This window comes from Sneathiella glossodoripedis JCM 23214, from assembly GCF_000616095.1.
In the GTDB taxonomy this organism is placed as follows: Bacteria; Pseudomonadota; Alphaproteobacteria; order Sneathiellales; family Sneathiellaceae; genus Sneathiella; species Sneathiella glossodoripedis.
In genome coordinates this window covers 348,823-371,146 of record NZ_BAMS01000003.1, presented here as the reverse complement: position 1 = coordinate 371,146, position 22,324 = coordinate 348,823, and the positions used below count along the sequence as shown (strand labels likewise).

Sequence of the window (22,324 nt, the reverse complement as noted above, 5' to 3'; positions counted from 1 at the left end):
GGCGCCCCTTGTTTCTGATTATCGCAATCCGTCAAATTTTGAAATCTGATCCGCGGCCAATCCGCCAAGCCTTGCATGAGGTCGTCCGCCTGTTGCCATCACAAGAGCAAACAGGATTTCATCCCGTCTAGGGCTGTCTCCCCCACCGACTTCCATTGCGTCAAAATGACTTCTCACATATGAGGCATCCTTGTGTGTCAAAGGAATTTCCAGACGCGCCCCCAAATGACCGATCTTTTTACTCGATGGCACAATTGCCAGAGCTTGCCCAAGTGCTTCACGCATGGCGTACCCACCTGCTACATGCCAGGTTGCGCCATGCTCCAGTTCGCCATCCTCACCAACAATGGCACCTTTACCATAACTACAGACAGCATTCGCGTCTCCACCCAAAGCGGCGATGAGCTTGTTTGCAAGCTGGAGTCCTAACGGTTTTAAAGCATCCATAAATGGCAGCAGGTCTTCTTCGTATCTTCCTGCGTACGGGTTTTTTACAACGACTGTTACCGCTCCTTTTAAAATTGGAGTTTCCAACGCTGGCCCTCGCTCGTGATAAACCTCTTCCACATCGACTTTAATTTTGCGAATTTGCACCAATTCAGACATGTAACCTCTCCCTGAAAATTCTTTTGGACATACTGACGCTTTTCACTTCTCCCTGAAGTGAGAGATAAGCGCCAGAAATCACCCCTTTTGACATAAATACGTTTGCTGTCCTCATCCCCTTCATCAAAGCCTCCCTGCGCGCTTGAGGAGACAGGGTTTTGACATCTACAGTGACCAGCCTCCGCCCCAAATCTGTACTCGCATCAATTTCTTCGGCAGGTCTTTGCAAGACAGCATTGTCTGCAACGTACACATCACCGGCAATAAGTGTCGCTGCGATATCAGCATCAACAGCGTTTCTTGCAAGCACCGTTACGGCATCCGCAATCCCCATGGACAAAGAGCGACCCCGCCAACCACTTGTTGCAATGCCGCGAACCGGTTGGCTATTTGTAATTTCGATTTCAGCATCACAGCGCGGATTGTCTGGATTATCCACGATTACAGTCTTAAAGACTTTTCCGGGACTTAAACTAAAGGCAATATCCCCCCCGTTATTCACATATGCTTTCGCCAGGTTTGTTTCTCGGCACATTTCAGTCAACACAGCATCCGCTACCGCACCGGCAACACCGGCCATCGGAGTTACAAAATATGAATGGCTGAATTGCTCGGCCGCTTTAATCATATTTTCGCTGACAGCACATATGTTTGGAGCTTTGATCCAGCGGCCCTCTTCACCAGCTTTTTGTCGCAAAATCGGCAAATCATTCACAAGTCCTTGTAACAAGGTCTCGAAATATCGATCTGCCTGCTGATATGCTTTGTAAACTTCTATATCCGGTCCTTCAGCCAGACAAATTAGATCTATCGGACCATGCTGCAGATGCAGTCTCCTGCCATCGGGCATCATTCTGACGACAGCTTGCCCCACCACCTTATTGCTCCAACCTAAGACGCTTCAAATCTCGCGATTTCAGTACATCCTCAACTGGTATTATTCTCTCCACATGACCACCGAGTTCGCCAAAATCCTGCTTCGATAAGGTAAATTCGATTGGCGCGACAATGGCTGGTGTCGGCACATACCCAAACGAATTTTCCGGCATCTGCGACACATCCACCATCATCGTAATTCCTCCCCCAGGCCAGATATAGGCGGGCACACCTCCGCAGGTCACCTTGGTCAGGCTCTCTTTAACAGATCGCGTCAATCGCACCGGATTTTCCGTAACACCGGCTCTCAAAGATCCTCCGGCGCCCGCCATAAACAAGACAGTACAAAGCGCGGGTTCACAATTTTCGGCAATTCTATCAACAATCTGGCGAATTTCTTCGGGCATGGCTGTAGGGACAGGCACCAGATTCTCATCAAGTACGTACCAGGCACTATCCTGCCCCGTGGTTGATACCATCAGCAACCGCATACCCGCATAAGCCCGCTCCGGATCAATTTTCGATATGATATCAAGTGGATCTGTAATATCGGTCCCTCCCCAACCTGCACCATGATCAGCGACTTGAAAATATCGCCCTGGGGTGGATTTACGACCACGCACCCGAATACCTGATAAGGGCATTTGTAAAAATTGACCCGCTTGATGCTCGCTCAATACACCAGTGATGTGATCATCAACGACTATGACTTCATCAACTTTTCCATGCCACTGAGGTGCAAATATGCCAATGGTAGCGGAGCCACACCCGACCCGCATTCGTTCTTCCTGCACATCATCAATTATGGGAGGTTTTCCCGCCTGAACGACAACTTTTGCCCCATTTTCAACGTTAAGGGTAACAGCTTCTCTATTACACAAACGCAGCAACGTATCGCAGGTCACCCGCCCTTCTTTTTTGGACCCGCCCGTCAAATGACGAACCCCTCCGATGGCAAGCATCTGGCTCCCATATTCTGCTGTTGTCACATGGCCGACTTGCTCACCCTCAGCGAAGACTGCCGCAGTTTCATCGCCCACATACCGATCCGTATCGATTTTTATTTTTGTGCCGCAATAACTGAATACGCCCTCAGAGACGACTGTTACAGTATCAACGCCATCCACCTCTGCTCCCACAATGAACGGGGCTGGCTTGTAATCCGGATAAGTCGTGCCGGACCCGATACCTGTTATGGTTACGTTCTGCGGCTTTAAAATATTTCCATCCCAATCGGCCTGATCGGCTGGGCAAGAGTATCCGCCTGCGCCGTTTCTGTAACGACAAGGGGATCCATTCTGGTCAGCACCCCATCCACATTTCCGTACCGGTCGCAAGCGCCAGTTTGACCTACCCTGATGCGGCAAAGCACCGGACATGCATCACATCGGATCAAGTCCTGATCCAGCGGTTGACGCTTCGAACCGGTTGAGGTTTTGGTCATCTTGTTACCTCCTGTTTTTGCAAAGCAGCTTTCAGCCTGTGTGGCAGCATTGGCGCCTCCGTCACACGTACTCCGCTTGCGTGCCTGATCGCACTAAAAATAGCTGGCGCCGTCGGAACCAGTCCCGGCTCGCCCACACCCTTCGCACCGTAGGGGCCAAGTGGCTCAGCGTCCTCAACTATAATCACCGTCATATCAGGCATGTCCCCGACTGTCGGGATGAGGTAATCATGAAGATTTTCTGTCTTGCCGGGGACATACTCCTCCATCAAGGCAAGCCCTAATCCTTGCGCAATTCCACCTTGTATTTGTCCCTCAACCTGCTGTGGATTTATCGCACGGCCAACATCATGGGCTGCGAAGATTTCCAGCACCCGAGTGGTTGCCAGTTCCATATCCACCTCGACAAGAGCGATCTGAGCAGCAAACCCATATGTTGCATATGGAATACCCTGACCATTTTTATCCAGCATGGTCGTCGGTGGATCGAAGCGGCCGCGCCCTACAAAAACTTGCCCTTTTTCATCTGGAGTAAGGGTTTCAAGCTGAATTTCGTGACAGGAGGTTTGATCCTCAACCACCAGTGATCTGTCTTGCATACTTAACCGAGCATCTTCGCCTGCATTCACATGGCGTAGAATTTTCCTCCTCAATTCCAGTCCTGCAAGCTCTGCGGCTTTTCCCGATACAAATGTCTGGCGCGACGCCGATGTTTTGCCAGCATCCTCCGTCAAATCACTGTCACCCATTACATAGTGAAAATCCGCGACAGGTAAGCCTGCGGCATCTGCGCAGATCTGCAGTAGAACAGTATTAGATCCCTGCCCGATATCCACCGCCCCGTTAAATAACGTTAATTGACCCTTCCTGTTAATACCAACTTCCATGGTGGAGGGGTTGGAGAGGGCTGTGTTTCCAATTCCATACCACATGGCACCGATACCAATACCCCGTCGCAACCGACCATTTTGCGCTTGATTGAACTGATCCACTTCAGCCATCAATCTCCGCCAATGTGGCTGCAGCATTTGCAGACATTCTGCAAGCCCCGCACTTGCTTTCAGTTCTTGTCCCGTAGCTGTCTCTTGCCCCTCCCGGATCGCGTTTTTGAGACGGATTTCCAGGCGGTCCATTTTTAACTCTTCCGCCAAATCATCCATCATACACTCATGGGCAATGGCAGCCTGTGGCACACCAAATCCCCGGAATGCCCCAGCGGGTGGACCATTAGTGTATATTCCCCGGCCAGTGATTTTCACACTGGGCACAAAATAAGGACCGCTCCCATGCACTGGCACGCGCCCAGCAACAGTTGGCCCCCAAGAGGCATAAGCACCAGTGTTAAAATCCGCCTGCATCTGAGCAGTCTGCAAATACCCCTGTCGATCCGCTGAAAATTCGGTCCAAATGCGCGAAGGATGCCGTTTGGTACTCGCAATCATGCTTTCAGGACGTTCATATACCATCGCCACCGGCCGATCATTTCGGTAAGCTGCAATTGCAAGAAGGGGTTGTACGGACACATCCAGTTTGCCGCCGAAACCGCCACCACATGCACTCGGAATTACTCGAACCAGTTCTTTTTCAAGCCGCATCACACTCGCAATCTCATCGCGGTCCATATGAACCGCTTGCGTTGTGACATGCATTTCAATGCGATCCCCAATCCGCTGGGCCCATCCCGCCTCTGGCTCAATGTATGCGTGTTCGACAAAGCGAGTTTCAAACTCTCCCCTCACGACAATTTCCCCGCATTGCGTCACATCCCCTTTTTCGACGCTGCCTTCAATAAGTACGTTATCCGGGTGATCTTCATGCAATATGGGAACATTGGATGATACAGCATCCTTGGTGGTTGACAGCGCTGGCAATTCACTCAGTCAATGGGCAAATCTTCAAGATTTAGCCTGCTTATAACCTCTTTTTCACCCACCAGAGCGACAATTGCATCTCCTCGATAGCGGGCAACATCTTCACACAGGACTGGCTGATCTTTGCCCTCTGGATAAATACCAAACCGGTTAAACGGAACATCACGGTGGGTCAGAATTTCGTACAGTCCCGATATCTGCTGAACCACCTCATCCAAGTTCCCCAGCTTAATCTTCGCGTGCGACAATGGAGACCTTAAAACCTTAACCCACAGGGCATTGGCAGGAATGTCATCTGCGCCATACCGCTCGGCCCCTGTCAATTTTGGATCCGCATCAACTTTTGCAAGGGATTGACCGACAGCGGAACCAGCTTCAACGGCTTGTTGCATCTTAGTGCCGCGGTAATCCAAAATGGCTTCCACAATTTTCTGATAACCTGTGCAGCGGCACAATATTCCCCCAATCGCATCTTCCACTTGTTCTTGCGTGGGCGTTTCAACCTTGCGCAGTAACGATGTCGCCGCAGCCAACATCCCGGGAGAACATATGCCGCATTGAGCAGCCCCATGACGTTTGAACGATTGTTGCAGCGCGTTCAACTCACCGGACTTTCCAAGCCCTTCTATTGTTTCAATCCTACGCCCTTGCACTTGCGCAACTGGTGTGAGACAGGCGCACATCTGTTCGTCATCGATCAGTACGGTGCAGGCACCACAATCCCCCGCGTTACACCCCACTTTAGTACCCGTAAGTTGCAAATTCTCCCGCAAAACCTCAGATAACCGGCGGATCGGTGATGTTTCCACCTCATGCTGCGTACCATTTACAGATAAGACGAAACGTTCACTCATATTGACCCCACTCACTCAACATATCGCGGAGCATCGATTGAGCAGCCTGCAACCGGTATTCAGCGCTCGCCCGAACATCATCAATTGGGCTTAAAATCGCAAGATGTTCAGCCTTTACAGCATCTTCCAGATTTTCATCTATGGAAGCTCCCGCCAAGGCTTTTTCCAGCTGAAAAAGACGGCAGGCAACTTCTGAACAAGCCCCAACCGTTATTCGTACATCTGTGATTTTACGATCCTTTGTCAGGCATAAAACAGCCGACACCATAACCAGCGAGATAACCAAATATCTACGGGATCCCAATTTTTTAAAATACCCAAACGCGCTATCACCAGCTGGTTTAGGAATGCGAATACCATAGACAATCTCAGCTTCTTTCAAGGCAGTTCGGCGGTTACCGATCACAAACTGATCGATGGGAAGTACTCTAATTCCTTGAGGACCGAGAATTTCGACTTCAGCATCCAAAGCGAGTAAAGCTGTCACACCGTCCGCTGCAGGTGACGCATTACATATATTTCCGCCAATCGTGCCGCTTGCCTGAATTTGCATACCGCCCACTTCTTTCGCAGCGAGCCTTAACCCATCAAAAAACGGAGGAAAATTATAATCCCGAATTTCAGACCAACTGGTTGTCGCCCCTATTCGCCAGTAAGCCGTGTCTTCAGAAATACCTCGCAATTCCGCAACAGCGGTTAAATCCAGAATATCTGACGTTTCTGTTTTTCCGACAATTGAGGGATAGTAGTCCGTTCCACCTGCCAAATACCGCCAATGGCGCCGCGACAACGCAGACACAAGGGCATCCCTGTTTTCCGGTCGGAAGAACTCTCCCATTTCATTCCTCTTTATATGTATACGAACAATGTTGGTAAAAATTAGATTTCTGTCAAGCAGGACTTTTCAGCACACGAAAAATATTTACTCCATTCGCCATGACCTGTTGTTGAGGAATTACAACTACGATAGTTTCGATCTGAAAACCCGAATAATACCAAAACAGTGTCCTGAAATTAAAAATGAAGCTCTCGGCGAAACTTGATCATATTGACGGCGACTGGTCAACTCACCTGCAATTGCAAATCTCCATGCCTTATTTTCAGAAGCTTGAAGAGTTTCTGAGTGGTCAGAAAAATGCCGGCAAAATTATTTACCCTGAAGAGACTGATATATTCGCGGCCCTTTCCCTTACCCCGTTTCAAGATGTAAAAGTGGTGATCCTTGGGCAGGACCCTTATCATGGCCCAGGTCAGGCCCACGGATTGAGTTTTTCCGTAAGACATGGCGTTAAAATTCCCCCATCCCTTCGAAATATTTTTCGCGAGATTGAGCGCGATCTGGGATATCCGCCACCTGAAAATGGTAATCTCATAACATGGGCTAAACAAGGGGTTCTGCTTCTTAACTCTGTCCTCACCGTTGAGGCTGGCAGAGCCGGATCACACAGAAATAAGGGCTGGGAAACTCTAACTGACAGCTTCATAAAAAAACTATCGGATGACAGGAATTCACTTGTATTTTTGTTATGGGGTAAACCAGCACTTAGCAAACAGTCGCTAATAGACAGGACACGTCACCTGATCTTGAGCAGCCCCCACCCATCGCCATTATCAGCATCGGGGCTTCATTGGAAACGGTCATTTTTCTGCAACAAATAACTATTTGATAGAAAACAATATTTCTCCTATTACTTGGCAAATTCCGCAGGAACAACCTAAACTCTTGTAATAAAGTTAATCGGCTGGGGAGCCCACAAATGCAGTACCCATATTTTAACAATATGCCTCGAATTATCGCACATCGAGGCGCATCCGGCTTGGCACCGGAAAACACTCTGGCCGCCATTGATCTCGCTGCAAAGTTGGGAATCCGTTCAGTCGAAATCGATGTAATGATTACGGCTGATAACCAGTGTGTCATCTGTCACGACCATAATGTAAGACGCTGTACGAACGGTGAAGGGAAAGTCCGGCTGAAAACTCTCAGCGAAATAAAAGAGCTGGATGCAGGTAGTTGGTTCTCTTCAGAATTTAAGGGCGAAAAAATACCCACCTTATCTGAAGCGATGAAACTCATCGCTGAACGCGAAATGAGCGTTAATCTGGAAATAAAACCACTCGATGGATGGCAGGTTCCCACCGCCGAAATTGTCTGCGCCGAACTTAAACGCCTTCAGTCGCAACTGCCGCCACTCCTGATTTCGTCTTTTAATATTGAAAGTCTGCAGGTAGTGAATAAACTCCTGCCAGATGTCCCTATCGGGTATCTGAGCGACACCCTGCCCCACAACTGGAAAGAACGTCTATCTGCGGTGAATGCCGCCAGCCTGCATATGGACTGTGATTTCATAAACCGCGATATAGTCAATGAGGTACATGAGGCCAGCATCAGATTATTGACCTACACCCTGAACGATCCAGCAAAGGCAAAACAATTCCTAGGCTGGGGTGTTGATGGGATAATCACCGACTTTCCAGATCGCATGTCTGAACTGAGCTAGCCGAAAGCGTGCGAAACCAATGCAAAGATACCGGGCTTTTCCTCATAAGGAAAGACTTCGTTCAACGCCATAACGGGTGATCTATCCACCTCTTCAAACCCCATTTGAAACAGTTGTTCACGAAAGCTGGACTGGTTGGAGTAAGTATCTATTCTCAGCTTCGATGATTGACCATACGCCAACATCTGACACAGCGTTAAGGCCTGTTTTTGTGTTATCGCAACAACAGGCCCGATCACCGAATACCCATCTCTGATATATCTGCAGGCATAGGCCTCAATAACTTCCGTGTTTCTGTTAATCAGATAAACACCTGCAAATCCGCCCTGTTGCATCGCAGAAAGCAAATGAGATCTATTTGCACCAAATTGCTGACGGTCCAGCTCTATTAGTAACGGCATGGCATCCGCATTAACAGGTTTGCAAACATAACCGTCCAACTCACCAAGTTGACTTGGAACTTCGCGCCTCACCCGCATCAACTTGTGACACTGGTCAACTGTTTCATATCCAAGTTTCTGATACAACGGTGCCCCTTCGGGCGTTGAAATCAACCGTGCAGGCAGCTTTTTTTGCGCAATCTTTTCATGCAGGTGCTTCATGACCATTCGGCCGATACCTTTACCCTGACATTCAGGCACTACGATTACCGCACCGACGAAACTATGAGTTGGGGGGAAACAGATATGACTGGCGCATGCGATTAAGCGTCCTTCATCTGAAAAGGCGCCGATAACCGTGCTCGTGGCGATTAACAATTGCCAGTATTGAAGCGTATAGTCCCATCCCACTAAATTCGACAAATTCAGCAAATTATGGGCATCCATTGCACCTAAATCCCGAAATTCCAGCCCTCGCTCTGACATCCTCACCCCCTAGTGCAGTTGGTCGCGTGATTTCTTCTTCTTGGATTTATCCTTCTTTTTGCTGTCACTTTTGTTACCGAATTCTTTCAATTTGCTTTTTCTTTCCAGCAAAGGGTAGGCAATGGAAGAAATCAGCGAATTAATGCGGCGCAAGTCACTTAGCAGGCCCAGATGGAGCGCACTTGAAACTTCATCCATAGCAGGCCCCTGCCGCAATCTGGTCAAATGTGCATTTACGGCAGTTCGCTCCTGCTCGCGCAAAATCTGCTTATTACGCACAAGTTGAGCAGCTTGTTGTTCATCCTGCGTCAGGAAAACTGTGAAGGATAGTTTCAGGCTTGTCAGAAGCAGGTCAAACAACCTGTGATGATCAGCGATATCCTCTTCAGAAAAAACAACCTGATCAGAACTGCTCCGCTCCAATAGCTCCGCCATATTCAAAACGACAATATTACCAATATTTTCCATATTGGTTGTAAACGTCATTATTTCTGTACAGCGCCGCTCATCTTCATCCTCAAGGCTTTCGCGCCCAAGTTCCGTCAAATAGCTTTTAATTCCTGCATTAAATTCCTTGATACTATTGTCGGCGTCCCTAACCCGCTGCAGGATAACAGGATCATTTTTCTCAAACGCAACTTTGTAATCACGGAACATTTTTTCCATGACATCACCAAGGCGCAACGTATCTCGTACAGCGTTCGCAATAGCCAACTGCGGACTTTCAAGTGCTGCGCGGTCCAGATGAATGGGAATGGGCGCCAAATTATCTGTTACAGTCTTGTCCGGAACAATTGCATGTGTCAGCCTGCCAAGCGGGCCCGTAAAAAATATAAATACGGCGGCAAGACCAAAATTGAAAAATGTATGGAAATTCACGATCTGACGGGCTGGATCCTGAGCAAATCGGGAAAGCTCCGGCTCGATCAGATGCAAGAACGGCAATACAAATACGACAGCGGTCAATCTACAGATTAAATTTCCAAGTGGCGGACGCCTTGAAGCGGCATCTGCATTCATGGTCGCCAGAACCGGTGGTAACGCTCCGCCCAGATTAGCCCCAAGTATCATGGCCAGCGCCACATCCATAGGGACACCACCGGTCGCTGCCAATGTCAAAATAAACAACACGGTGGCGAGGCTTGAATGTGCCGCGAAAGTCAGTATTGCACCCAATAATACAGTCAGTACCGGCTCTCCCGTGAGAGAGGAAAACACATATTGAGCGACACTGGAATCACGAATGGGTTCTGATGCAGCAACGAGTAATTTCAATGACGTCAGCATCATACCAAGGCCCAGCATAATGCGACCAAGGTTTTTTGCACGAGTGCTTTTGGCTGTCGAGTGCCGGACAAATCCAATAAAAAGTAAAACCGGCGCCAACCAGGATAAATCAAAGGTCAGAATTTGCGCAACCAGCGTCGTACCGACATCGGCGCCAAGCATTACAGCGATTCCCGCAGACGCAGTTACTAAACCTCTTCCAGCAAAGGATGCAGTCAACAGTGCCGTTGCTGTACTGCTCTGCAACAGCATTGTAACCCCTAGGCCACCGAAAAATGAGTTGATCCTGTTCTTGAGACTAAAATTCAGAATTTTACCAAGTTCACGACCAAACGCGCGTGTGACACCAGTGTTCACCATGCGCAATCCCCACAGGAGCAGGGATACTCCACCCAAAAGGCTAATCAATACTGTTGTTGCGTCCAATTTTTCTCTATTTCACTCCATCTGGCGGGCCGAAATTCGTAACCCCCATCACTTCGCAGCTATCCTTGACTGCCTGTACTACACCACTCATGACATGCTGATCAAGCGCGCCAATACATCCAACCCGGAAACTGTCCGCCACCGTTAGTTTTCCAGGGTAAATAATAAATCCACGTTGCTTTATCTCGTTATAAAATCTGGAAAATTCAAATTTTGAATCATTTGGGCTGAAAAAGGTAGTTATGATGGGAGAAAGCCATTCATCATCCAGAAGCGTTTCAAACCCAAGCGCTCTCATTCCCCTTACCAAGACATCTCTATTGGCAGTGTAGCGAGCGAGCCGCCCCTTCACGCCTCCTTCCGCTTCGTGAAGACGGAGTGCTTCCAAAAACGCGACGACAGTATGTGTAGGTGGTGTAAAACGCCATTGCCCCGTATTATTCATGTAAATCCACTGATCGTGAATATCCAGACTAAGTGAGTGGCTGTTCCCTTTTGCAGCCAGCAACGCTTCTTTACGCGCCAAAATAAAACCAAACCCGGGAACACCCTCAATGCATTTATTTGCCGATGATACAAGCGCTTCAAACGGGATGTCCGCGACATCAATTTCAATGGCCCCAAAAGCGCTCATGCTATCTACAATTAACTTGCGACCTTGCCGCTGAACGACATCCGAAATCCCTTTAAGAGGGTTTAATATCCCTGAACTGGTCTCACAATGTATGGCAACTACATGGGTAACGTCAGGATTCTCGCCCAGGATTGCATCGACCTCTTCAGGCATTGGCGGCAGATAGTCCCCCTTGTCCAAGGTAATATAATCCCTCTTTAGATATTCAAGGGTTTTAGCGGATCTCTGACCATACGCACCGTTCATTAAAACCAGCGCTTTTCCATCTTTCGGAATAAATGACGCCAAAGCGGCTTCTACTGAAAAAGTGCCGCTCCCTTGCATCAATACACAGTCATAATCACTCTCACCCGAACACATGGCGACCAATCGTTTTCTGATTTCTGCAGTAATTGCCTTGAAATCATCATCCCACGACCCCCAATCTTTGAGCATCGCAGCTTTGGTTGATACCGCAGTAGTTAGTGGACCGGGCGTCAGCAGATAGGGCTCTTCCCCAACGCGATGGGTACCCTCGCTCGTACTATATTGCGGAAGTTGCAAGGCTTGACTAGACATTTCCCTCTCCTTTATTGAAGGGCCGATGGTAATTTTCCTCATTTGGCGTCCTTACCATCGATAAGTCAAATTGCTATTTTCGATCAAATTAATCACTTTAACTTATATATTTTTCGACCTGCTTTGTACGTGTTTGAGCCCCTCTTCAATCACGTCTAAAGCAAAATCCAATTGCTCAATTGTGGTGATAAGAGGCGGCGTGAAGGTCAATACATTCCCCATAGTAGTTTTGAAACTCAGCCCCTTGTCAAAAGCATGATACAGGATTTCCTCCGCCGCATCGGATGCTGGTTCCTTTGTTTCCTGATCTGTCACAAGCTCCATTCCCAACAGGAAACCACGACCTCTTACATCGCCAACCATAGAAAATCTATTCTTAATGTCTTTCATACGGTTAATCGCGTAAGTCCCTACTTTTTCAGCATTTTCTACGAGCTTTTCCTCGTCAATAATCTCAATCGTTGTAAGCGCAGCCTGTGTGGTAACCGGATTTTTCTCATGCGTGTAATGACCGATGGCGTAATCGCCCAGAACATCAAGTTCTGGTCTGCATAACATCGCCGCGATCGGAAGAATTCCCCCGCCCAAAGCTTTCCCCATCACCAGAATATCCGGCACTACCTCGTCATGATCGCAGGCAAACATCTTGCCGGTTTTTCCAAGTCCTGTCGGGATTTCATCGAAAATCAACAACGCTCCAGCGTCATTGCATGCTTCTCGAACCATCTTCCAAAATCCAGATGGTGGGGTATAGGGAACTGCGCGTGCGGGCTCTGCGATCACCGCGGCCACATTTCCCTCCTTTTCCAAAACATAACGGATCATATTCGCGCAGGTGGTCTTGCAGACGCTCTGGTCAGGCGCACCATTCTTGTCAACGTCATATCCATACGGACATCTATAACAGGCGAAGGGTGCAACATGTTCGCTCCCCGGAAGTAACGGCCCTATGGCTTGGCCCCGAAAAAGCTGCTCTCCTCCAACGCTGGATGCTCCAAAGCCGGCACCATGAAATGCATCCCAAAAAGAGACTGTCTTGAAACGCCCCGTTTTCGCACGTGCCACTTTAAGCGCCATTTCTATGGCGTCGGATCCGCCGGTTGCAAACAGAACTTTCGATAAATCGCCGGGGGATATTTCCCCGAGTTTCTCGGCCAACGCCACCGCGGGTTCACAGGTAAAACGACGCGGCGCGAACGGCAACTCGTTCATCTGACGGTTAATCGCTTCTTTCAGTTTTGGATGCCCATAACCGATATGATGAACATTGTTCCCATGAAAATCCAAATACCGACGCCCCTGACCATCGTAAATATAGGCGCCTTCAGCTTTTGAAATGGTATTAAGACAAGGTGTAGACACAGATTGATGCAGGAAAGCTTTCGCATCTCGGGCTAGTAGCGCGTTGCTTTCAGCATCAATATTTGTTGCCGCCCAGTCTTGTCTCCGCTTGGAAAAATTAACATCCCCTTCCGATTGATGAGGTGTTTGATTGGAAGCTGCACCACCAGACATCACCGTTTTCTCCACGCTTGGGTTTTCAACTGAAGCCCCCTTGAAAGCAGCGCATGGATTAAACGGACCGTTGCCGAAGTTGCTACAATCACCATACACATCGCAGCAGCGGGTGCCACATCACCAGCATCATCCATATTAAGCGCCGCTATTGATGCCAGTGACGTATCGGTGGAATAGAGGAAAATAACCGCAGACACAGTCGTCATGGCATTTACAAACAGATAAATGGAAATATCCAGAATTGCTGGCAAACAAACGGGAACCGTCACCTTCAGAAATGTTCGGAAAAACGGAACTTTAAGAGACGCAGATACAGTTTCAAATTCCGGATCCATCTGCTTCAATGCAGTCATGGATGTTAAATGACTCACCGTATAAAAATGAGCAATGGTCACGATTACCAGAATGGGCATGGTTCCGTAAATGAACCCCAACGGATTATCTGGATGGTTAAAGAAAAAGATATAGGCAAGACCCAACACCATGCCCGGAACCGCCATTGGGATCATGCACAGAAACTGGATAACGCCTCTGATCGCTTTAAATCCCTTGGCTTTTTCCACCATATAGGCGCCGGTAAAGATGATTATCGTCCCGAAAATGGCAGTATAAGTCGCCATTTTCAAAGAATTGTAAAAGGACGCCCAACCACCGCCATCCATGACATCAAAATTATAATTGTTCAGTGAAAGCTCGAGGTTATAAGGCCAGAAAGTGACAAAGGATGCATACCCTGCCATCCCAATAATGCCGATAATCATAGCGCTGATAACGACACAATAGATAAAAAAGACACTATCGAGCCAGAAATGCGGCTTGGGCTCATAGGGTACCGCCCTCGCCGTCAGCATGGCCACTTGCTTGCGCTGAACAAATCGGTCGACCGCGAAAGCAACAACAGCAGGTATAAGCAAAACAACACTGACAACAGCGCCCATTTCAAAATTCTGCTGACCAATAACCTGCTTGTATATGTCCGTTGCCAGAACGTTATACTGACCGCCAATAACCTTGGGGATACCAAAATCTGTGATCACCAGCGTAAAAACAACGAAAATTGCACTGATCAAACCATATTTGATGCCGGGCAGCGTAACCGTGAAAAAAGTTCGAATTCGGCCAGTACGTAAAACCTGAGCAGCCTCATACAGGCGAGCGTCTGCAATGGAAAATGCTGCAATCAGAATCATCAATGCATGCGGAAAGGTATAAAAAACCTCCCCCATGATTATCCCGATAGGCCCGTAAATACTTGCGTCCCCAAGTAGATCCTTCAACACGCCCTGACGGCCGAAGAGATACACAAATGAAATGCCTGGCAACAAGGATGGGGCGAGCAGTGGCAGCAGCGCTGCTCCTTTGAAAAACCCTTTAAAGGGAATGCTGGATCGCGCCAGAACAAAGGCAAATACGGATGCCAGTGAAATTGTTATTATGGTGGAGGTAATCGCGATGAAGAAGCTGTTGTTAATTGAATTGAACAATGCAGGGGTTGAAAAATATTCAATATAATTTGCAAGCCCTGTAAAGGTTCCATCCTTGCTTTGCACACTTTTGGACAACATGGCATAAAGCGGCAGCAATAACGTAACAACCAGCCATAATCCAATTCCCACAATAAACGCACGCATGACCCAGTCATCGCGGCTCAGCCTTGCTTTAACGACAGGCGGCGTTACAGAAAATCCCTGATCCGTCATTTCGCTGTATCCGCTGGAAAAATATGAAGACTGTTTGCCGGGATCGCCACTCGAATTTTGGCGCCGGGTATTATGTTGCGATCACGAACAAGATTAATGGAAAAATCTGCGTTGATATTCGATCCTTCGTCACCGTAGCACAACGTTGCCCTGCAAAAAGAGCCAAGAAACTCCAGATCCTTCACAGTTGTCATAAAGGCATTTTCTGTAGCATCGTCGATATTGCGAACCTGAATATCTTCAGGGCGAACGCAAGCCAGAATGGGGCTTCCATTCAATTTTTGTCGTTCGGCCTCATCCAGATTAAGCAGATTTTCACCCAGTAGGATTTGCTCATCGTTGGCTTTGCTGGCATTAAGGAAATTCATGGTACCTACAAATTCCGCAACAAAAGCGCTCGCCGGATTGCGATAAATTTCTTCCGGTGTCCCCACTTGCTCAATAACGCCATCCTTCATGACCACAATGCGGTCGGCCATGGTGAGGGCTTCTTCCTGATCGTGGGTTACCATGACCGTTGTGACCCCAAGGCGCCTCTGCAGCTCCTTCATTTCATGGCGCAGATGAACACGAACCTTGGCATCAAGTGCTGAAAGGGGTTCATCAAGTAACAAAAGTCCGGGCGACATTGCCAGCGCCCGTGCCAGAGCGACGCGTTGCTGCTGACCACCGGAAAGTTGCGATGGATATTTGTCTCCTTGCTCAGGCAACCCCACAAGCTCGAGAAGCTCTGCAACCTTGGCGGCTATCTCCGCTTTAGAGCTGCGGATATTGACAAGGCCATAGCCCACATTTTCATTCACGGTCAAATTTGGAAAGAGCGCATAAGACTGGAACACAATTCCAAAATCACGTTCCGATGCAGGCAGGCCAGAGATATCCCGCCCCCCTTGAAACACAGACCCGTGGGTTTGGATATCCAACCCGGCAATGGCCCTTAAAAGAGTTGTTTTCCCGCAACCGGAGGGGCCTAGAAAACAGACAAATTCCCCTTCATACACATCCAGCGATATGTCGCGTAGTGCAGTGAAGGAGCCAAATTTTTTAGTTACATTACGAACCCGCAGATAGGCTTCGCGCTTCTGATCAGCAACGTCCTTACTCATAATTCCAGCTCTTGCTCAACAATCGTTGCGGTCACAGACCGCATATAAATGAAAAAGGCCTTCGCAAGTCTGACAAGCGAAGGCCCCAGCGACCTTTTCAGGTTTGTTTATTTAGCTTCCGACTTGGAATCGTAACGCTTTTGCCATTCAGCCAGGATACGCTTGCGATTTGACGCAGCCCAACCAAAATCATTGTCGATCATCGCATCTGCAATATTTTCAGGGAAATATTTTACAGGCTTGGCAACCCCAGGATATGCAACCACAGCATAGCCTTCGTTATACATTTCGTTTGCCTTGCGGGTAACTGACCAATCCACGAGCTTTTTAGCCGCTTCGAGTTTTTTCGTACCCTTGATGATTGCAGTTGCTTCCATATCCCAACCGACACCTTCGGATGGTACGATAATTTCAAGCGGAGCCCCTTTTGCTTTGGACTTGGCACCGCGGAAAGCAAAAGAAATACCGATAGGAATTTCACCGGCTGCGGCCAACTTGCATGGCTTGGAGCCTGAGTGAGTATATCTGGCAATATTCTCATGCAATGCATCCATATATTTCCAGCCTTCTTCCTCACCAAAGAGCTGCAACCACGAAGAAACGTCAAGGAAACCGGTTCCGGATGAGTTTGGATTTGGCATGATGACCTGATTTTTATAGACAGGCTTGGTCAAATCTTTCCATGAAGTTGGCATAGGAAGTCCGGCTTTTTCAGCCTCTACCGTGTTAAAGCATACGGAAGCCACCCATGCATCCATACCAGTCCATGTGGTTGGGTTGTCTGCATCTCTAAACTTGCTGTCCAGCTTTTCAACGCCAACAGGCGAATAGCCCTCAAGCATACCTTCTTCTTTGAGCAGCATCAGGCTTGTCGCAGCCAGTCCCCATACAACATCTGCCTGAGGATTGTTTTTCTCTGCCAATAGTTTTGCTGTGATAATACCAGTTGAATCGCGAACCCAGTTTATTTTGATGTCAGGGTAATCCTCATTAAAGTTTTTCGCATACTTCTTAAGGTCTTCCGCTTCAACCGCGGTATATACGGTCAATTCTTCTGCAACGGATACTGTCGCAACCGTTCCCAGCATAACGCCGACAACACTTGCGAGTACTGATTTTAATGTCTTGGATTTCATAGCTGCATCCCCTTCTGTTTGACATTTATGAATAAACTGCCTGAATAGCGCCCGCCTTTTTTCAATAGACGATTGTTATTTGGTTCGCTTAATTCATGCTCCCATTCTGTTATGCTTTTATGACGACCTCCCAAATCTTCATAACGCACTTACTAGTTTATTGAATTTTTTTGGAATTATAAAAGACATTTTCACAAAACTGTCTTATTTCCCACAACTTCGCCCAAAATATTCACAAATCGGGCTTCGTATTTTCATAAATTAGCAATTGTGCTTGACCCCACTTTAGCCTGCAAAATAATATAAATCCAAGTTCTTTATTTTATCATATATATAAGAAAATATTATGTATTACTCTCAATTTCGCGCCTTTCACGCGGTAGCCACGCATGGAGGCTTCTCAAAAGCGGCGGACAGTCTGGGCCTGACGCAGCCCGCCCTTTCCGATCAGGTCAAGAAACTTGAAGAACGCTTTAACGTTCTTTTATTTCACCGTCACAAACGCGTCGTCCGCCTGACCCCGCTGGGAGAGCAGCTTTTTGCGATCACGCAAAAATCCTTTCAACTTGAAACACAGGCAATTGATCTGCTGTCCGCCCACCAAACCCTCGCAAAAGGACATCTGAGTGTCGCTGCGGACTCCCCATTACATGTAATTCCCCTGATTGGAAAATTTAAGAAATCCTACGAAGGGGTGGCCGTCAGCATGCATATTGGAAACGCTGAACAGATCATTTCGGGATTACTCGATTTTTCCTATGATTTAGGAATTGTGGCTGACATGGAAAAAGACAGCCGCTTCACGTCTCTCACCCTCTGTGAAGATCCGCTGGTCGCATTTGTCTCACGCACGCATCCACTGGCGCAACGCGACTCCATAACGCTTAAAGAACTATCAAAGTTCCCCCTGATCATGCGCGAGCCCGGCTCACGCACCCGCAACCACACGGAGGAAGAATTTTCAAATGCACGGCTTCCCATGAATATTGTAATGGAAGTGCAAGGACGCGAGGCCGTTCGAGAGGCCGTTGCCGCTGAAATCGGTGTGGGCATTGTCAGTGAACCCGAGTTTGGCCATGACAGCCGTTTGAAATCCCTTAGATTAAGTGACTGCAAAGCCACCATGACGGAGTCGTTGGTGTGCCTCAAAGAAAAGCGGCACCTGAAAACAATCAGTGCATTTTATGAATGTAACGCGATTGCAGACAATTAACCCCTGACACAAAAGGACAGCTTCTTGTCACTCACGATTACTTTGCTGGTTTTATGTTCCGCGACACTTCATCCGCTTTGGAACCTGCTCATCAAAAAAGACCCCGAACCGGAAAATGCGTTTCTGACCCTCGCTCTTATTGTCGCACTTGTTGGTTTGGTGCATGGCATAGCGATAGGAGCAGACTTCTGGCTTTCCCCTGATGAATGGCTTTTGGTTGGAATTTCCGTTGCAGGTCAACTCCTCTACAGTCTGTCTCTTATTGCGACCCTCAAACGGGGAGATCTTTCTGCCTATTACCCCATCATCAGAGCATCCCCTGTCTTTATCGTCTGTTTCAGTTTTCTGTTTCTGGGAAAAGTCTATGACTGGGAAATTCTGTTGGGTATCGCACTGGTGATCATCGGTGCCGTTCTGCTTCTTTACCGACGCGGTGTAAACCTGCTTTCCGACACCAGAACTCTCGCTCTGGCGATACTAGCCATGTGTGGCACCGGCATCTACTCCCTCTCTGATTCCCAATTAATGATGACGATCGAGGCACCTGTACTGTTCTTTTGGGTACAGATCATCATTTGGCCGCTTCTGGCCTTGATCTATATCAGAAACGGCTACCCGTTTCCTGCATATGGCGGACTTCTGCGTGTCATCAGGACTCCGGTTCTACACCTGAAACTTGCCGTGTGCCTTTATGGCTCCTACTTCCTGATCCTGCTCGCCTATGAACAGGGGGCAGATGTGGCAATTGTTACCACTGTCCGGCAGGCATCCATCCCCTTATCCGTCATTATAGGGGGATATTTCCTCAATGAAGGAGCTATCCTAAGGCGTCTGTTTGCATCCTTCATCCTAAGCGCCGGAATAATCACGGTTATCTTGTTGGGATAAAAAAAGCCGGGCAAAGCCCGGCTTTATATTTCGAATTGACCGTTTCAATCAGCCAAGATCACCTTTGACCGCATTCAGGAACAGCTCCGTATATTCCTCAGCTGTCAACTGGATCGGATTTCCACCTGATGATGGATCCTCAACAGCCATCTTGCCAATCAGTTCAGCTTTTTGATCATCAATATTCAGTGCGCCCAGGTCATTGGGAATATTCAACTCATTGCGAATATCCAGAACCCAGCTCAAAAAACCATAAAAATTGGGATCTGCAAGACCCATATAGGCTGCAAGTCGCGCAATGCGATCCTCAATAGCTTCTTTATTCCTGATCAGCACATAGGGCATCAGAATCGCGTTTAGCAAGCCGTGATGCGCGTCATACAAGGCACCCAACGGGTGAGCCAATGCGTGCATACCGCCAAGCCCCCGTTGAAAGGCTGTTGCCCCCATGGTTGATGCGACCATCATCTGACTTCTTGCAACCAGATCATCTCCTGTCTTTGTCGCTGCTGGAAGATATTCCTTCACAAGGCGAATCCCTTCTACGGCAATGCTTCAGCCATTGGATGATAAAAGGGAGAGCAATAAGCTTCCAGATTATGAGACAGCGCATCCATTCCTGTTGCCGCTGTAATATGTGGTGGCAACCCAACAGTCAGCTCCGGATCAGCGATAACTATTCCTGGCAGCATTTTTGGATGGAAAATGATTTTCTTCACATGATTTGTCGCATCTGTAATCACTGATGCACGGCCAACTTCAGATCCAGTACCAGACGTAGTCGGAACAGCAACCACTGGCGCAACCCCTTCTGGCTTTACACGTGTCCAGTTGTCGCCCACATCTTCAAAGTCAAACACAGAGCCACTCTGCCCAACCATCAGCGCAATTGCTTTTGCTGCATCCAGTCCTGATCCACCACCAAAGGCGATCACACCGTCATGCTTGCCTTCGTGATATACAGAAACTCCTTCTTCCACATTCTCGCCTACCGGATTTGGCTTCACGTTGCTAAAGACAGCACATCCCAAACCGGCGCTTTCGCAGGATTTAACCGCGTTTGCAATCATTGGTAAGGCCGCCAGTCCCGGGTCAGTTACCAGAAGCGGGTTTTTCATTCCCAGCTCTGCACAGGCTGCGCCAATTTCCTTCGCCCGGCCAACACCGAAACGAACAGAAGTGGGATAGTTCCAGTTTCCTGAAAGCTGTTCAACAGTAATAGACATATATACTTCCTTATACAGAATGACGCAGATGATAGGATTTTGGGCGGGTCAGGCTTTCATACCCAACACTCGACAACGTGCAGCCTCTACCGGAATTTTTAACCCCTGTCCATGCCAGCGCAGGATCAAGATAATCACACCGGTTCATAAACCATGTGCCGGTATTAATCTGATCTCCGATCTCAATGGCTTTCGCTTCGTCATTTGTCCAGACAGACGCGGTCAAACCAAACTCGCTGTCATTCATCAATTCAATAGCCTCTTCGTCTGAGCCAACCTTCATGATACCGACAACAGGACCAAAACTCTCTTCGGTCATCACCCGCATGCTGTGATCAACATCGACAAGGACCTGCGGGGCAAGATATGGGGTTCCCTCTTTATCCATTGGGAAATTGGATGGGTCGATAAGCGCCCGAGCACCTGCCGCTACCGCATCTTTAATCTGTCCCCGAACGAAATCCGCTGCTTTGGCATTCACGCAGGGTCCAAGTGTTGTTTCCTGATCAAGGGGGGAGCCAAGCTTGTAGCCATTGACTGTATTTACGACACCTTCAACGAAAGCATCATATACATCTTCATGCACATATATGCGCTCGATCCCGCAGCAGGACTGCCCAGAATTGAACATAGCCCCATCAACAAGGTTTTCCGCAGCAAACTGTGGATCCGCATCCGCCCTCACATAAGCGGGATCCTTACCGCCAAGCTCCAGACCAACGCCAATAAACTGACCTTTCGCAGCTTCTTCGATCGCAGCGCCACCCGGAACGGATCCGGTAAATGCAACAAAATTAACCCCACCTGATTTTATCAGATCTGCGGCAAACTGATGTGTTGCAACGACAAGCTGAAACAAATCTTCAGGAAGGCCTGCCTCAACGAATGCGCTTTGCATTGTCTCTCCGCACAAATGGGTCTGCGTTGCATGCTTCAGTATCACAGCGTTACCTGCCATTAATGCAGGAACAATGGAATTTACTGCAGTCATATATGGAAAATTCCACGGAGCGATCGTAAAGACCACACCCAAAGGTTCACGCTTGATATAACGTGTAAAACCTTCCTTCTCACCCACCTGAACGTCTGCAAGTGCCTTTTCAGCGACTTCAATCATGTAAGTTGCCCGCTCTTTGAAGCCGCCAACTTCTCCTGCACCATAGCGGATTGGACGCCCCATCTGCCATGCCAGTTCCTCACTGATCTGATCTTGTCGGGACACAAAATTCTCAACGCATTTAGTCAGAATTTCCGCCCTCTCGGAAATGGGTTTTAACTTCCATTGAGCCTGCGCGGTGCGAGCTTTCTCAACAAGCTCGGGAATTACGTCAGGCGACATGTAGGGCCTTTCAAGATACAGGCTTCCGTCAACTGGCGTAAAACATTTCAAACTGTCTGACATTAGGCAAATCCACTTACAAATTTGAGGGAAAAGTTTTAAATCATTTCGATCCTGCGCGGCACTTTAGTCATTTTAAGCCTGCAATCTCAACACATTTTTCATGCCATTTGAAACAAAGGTCATACATCACAAAATATCCTTCACATTTCCAACAAATCAGGGCAATAAATTTTGGATTCCCACAAACTGGTTTGCAGTATCCTCAACCTATG

General features: G+C 48.2%; 16 protein-coding genes and 3 pseudogenes. 4 read left to right on the top strand and 15 right to left on the bottom strand.

What is annotated here, in order from left to right; translation table 11 throughout:
* Positions 1 to 18 precede the first annotated feature (18 nt).
* The 6 genes and pseudogenes from JCM23214_RS14030 to JCM23214_RS14010 form a co-directional block, all read right to left on the bottom strand.
* Positions 19 to 606: an amino acid synthesis family protein gene (locus JCM23214_RS14030; protein WP_025899493.1), complete on the bottom strand. Its 588-nt coding sequence runs from the start codon at positions 604 to 606 to the stop codon at positions 19 to 21.
* Positions 599 to 1,483: a UPF0280 family protein gene (locus JCM23214_RS14025; RefSeq protein ID WP_051548186.1), complete on the bottom strand. Its 885-nt coding sequence runs from the start codon at positions 1,481 to 1,483 to the stop codon at positions 599 to 601. Before JCM23214_RS14025 ends, JCM23214_RS14030 begins: the two co-directional genes overlap by 8 nt.
* A gap of 40 nt (positions 1,484 to 1,523) precedes the next feature.
* Positions 1,524 to 2,926 (bottom strand): annotated as a pseudogene (locus JCM23214_RS20985) (6-hydroxynicotinate reductase); the annotation flags it as partial.
* Positions 2,923 to 4,797, bottom strand: a complete 1,875-nt coding sequence (locus tag JCM23214_RS20980; RefSeq protein ID WP_199899611.1) for a xanthine dehydrogenase family protein molybdopterin-binding subunit — start codon at positions 4,795 to 4,797, stop codon at positions 2,923 to 2,925. The pseudogene JCM23214_RS20985 and the gene JCM23214_RS20980, both read right to left, overlap by 4 nt.
* Positions 4,798 to 4,802: 5 nt before the next feature.
* Positions 4,803 to 5,651, bottom strand: a complete 849-nt coding sequence (locus JCM23214_RS24775) for a (2Fe-2S)-binding protein (protein ID WP_199899610.1) — start codon at positions 5,649 to 5,651, stop codon at positions 4,803 to 4,805.
* Complete coding sequence (locus tag JCM23214_RS14010) at positions 5,644 to 6,489, bottom strand: FAD binding domain-containing protein (RefSeq protein ID WP_025899491.1); 846 nt, start codon at positions 6,487 to 6,489, stop codon at positions 5,644 to 5,646. The genes JCM23214_RS24775 and JCM23214_RS14010 overlap by 8 nt, the downstream gene beginning before the upstream one ends.
* Positions 6,490 to 6,671: 182 nt before the next feature.
* Here JCM23214_RS14010 and ung point away from each other — a divergent pair.
* Together ung and JCM23214_RS14000 are read left to right on the top strand one after the other, a co-directional pair.
* Positions 6,672 to 7,380, top strand: a pseudogene (gene ung, locus JCM23214_RS20975) (uracil-DNA glycosylase).
* A gap of 28 nt (positions 7,381 to 7,408) precedes the next feature.
* Entirely contained in the window at positions 7,409 to 8,152 is a 744-nt protein-coding gene (locus tag JCM23214_RS14000; protein WP_025899490.1) for a glycerophosphoryl diester phosphodiesterase, read from the top strand.
* On the opposite strand, the gene JCM23214_RS13995 is transcribed toward JCM23214_RS14000, so the two are convergent.
* The 7 genes from JCM23214_RS13995 to JCM23214_RS13965 form a co-directional block, all read right to left on the bottom strand.
* Positions 8,149 to 9,018: a GNAT family N-acetyltransferase gene (locus tag JCM23214_RS13995; RefSeq protein WP_025899489.1), complete on the bottom strand. Its 870-nt coding sequence runs from the start codon at positions 9,016 to 9,018 to the stop codon at positions 8,149 to 8,151. The two genes, JCM23214_RS14000 and JCM23214_RS13995, sit on opposite strands and share 4 nt — an antisense overlap.
* Positions 9,019 to 9,027: 9 nt before the next feature.
* The gene (locus JCM23214_RS13990) at positions 9,028 to 10,731 is read right to left on the bottom strand and encodes a Na/Pi cotransporter family protein (protein ID WP_025899488.1); all 1,704 of its coding nucleotides are present in this window, start codon (positions 10,729 to 10,731) and stop codon (positions 9,028 to 9,030) included.
* A gap of 7 nt (positions 10,732 to 10,738) precedes the next feature.
* A complete protein-coding gene (locus tag JCM23214_RS13985; RefSeq protein WP_025899487.1) occupies positions 10,739 to 11,923 on the bottom strand; it encodes a 2-aminoethylphosphonate--pyruvate transaminase in 1,185 nt (394 codons plus the stop codon).
* Between the two features lie 102 nt (positions 11,924 to 12,025).
* Positions 12,026 to 13,438 (bottom strand): (R)-1-hydroxy-2-aminoethylphosphonate ammonia-lyase, encoded by a 1,413-nt coding sequence (pbfA, locus tag JCM23214_RS13980; protein ID WP_025899486.1) that lies wholly within the window; start codon positions 13,436 to 13,438, stop codon positions 12,026 to 12,028.
* The gene (locus JCM23214_RS13975; RefSeq protein WP_025899485.1) at positions 13,438 to 15,141 is read right to left on the bottom strand and encodes a putative 2-aminoethylphosphonate ABC transporter permease subunit; all 1,704 of its coding nucleotides are present in this window, start codon (positions 15,139 to 15,141) and stop codon (positions 13,438 to 13,440) included. Before JCM23214_RS13975 ends, pbfA begins: the two co-directional genes overlap by 1 nt.
* Positions 15,138 to 16,247: a putative 2-aminoethylphosphonate ABC transporter ATP-binding protein gene (locus tag JCM23214_RS13970; RefSeq protein WP_025899484.1), complete on the bottom strand. Its 1,110-nt coding sequence runs from the start codon at positions 16,245 to 16,247 to the stop codon at positions 15,138 to 15,140. Before JCM23214_RS13970 ends, JCM23214_RS13975 begins: the two co-directional genes overlap by 4 nt.
* Positions 16,248 to 16,354: 107 nt before the next feature.
* A complete protein-coding gene (locus JCM23214_RS13965; protein ID WP_025899483.1) occupies positions 16,355 to 17,383 on the bottom strand; it encodes a putative 2-aminoethylphosphonate ABC transporter substrate-binding protein in 1,029 nt (342 codons plus the stop codon).
* Positions 17,384 to 17,729: 346 nt separating this feature from the next.
* Here JCM23214_RS13965 and JCM23214_RS13960 point away from each other — a divergent pair, with 346 nt between their 5' ends.
* Complete coding sequence (locus JCM23214_RS13960; RefSeq protein ID WP_025899482.1) at positions 17,730 to 18,596, top strand: LysR substrate-binding domain-containing protein; 867 nt, start codon at positions 17,730 to 17,732, stop codon at positions 18,594 to 18,596.
* A gap of 24 nt (positions 18,597 to 18,620) precedes the next feature.
* On the top strand, positions 18,621 to 19,484 hold the full coding sequence (locus tag JCM23214_RS13955; RefSeq protein ID WP_025899481.1) for an EamA family transporter: 864 nt from the start codon (positions 18,621 to 18,623) through the stop codon (positions 19,482 to 19,484).
* Positions 19,485 to 19,532: 48 nt separating this feature from the next.
* On the opposite strand, the pseudogene JCM23214_RS25615 reads toward JCM23214_RS13955, so the two are convergent.
* Both JCM23214_RS25615 and JCM23214_RS13945 read right to left on the bottom strand, forming a co-directional pair.
* Positions 19,533 to 20,710, bottom strand: a pseudogene (locus JCM23214_RS25615) (iron-containing alcohol dehydrogenase).
* Between the two features lie 10 nt (positions 20,711 to 20,720).
* Positions 20,721 to 22,112 (bottom strand): aldehyde dehydrogenase family protein, encoded by a 1,392-nt coding sequence (locus JCM23214_RS13945; RefSeq protein WP_025899480.1) that lies wholly within the window; start codon positions 22,110 to 22,112, stop codon positions 20,721 to 20,723.
* Positions 22,113 to 22,324 lie beyond the last annotated feature (212 nt).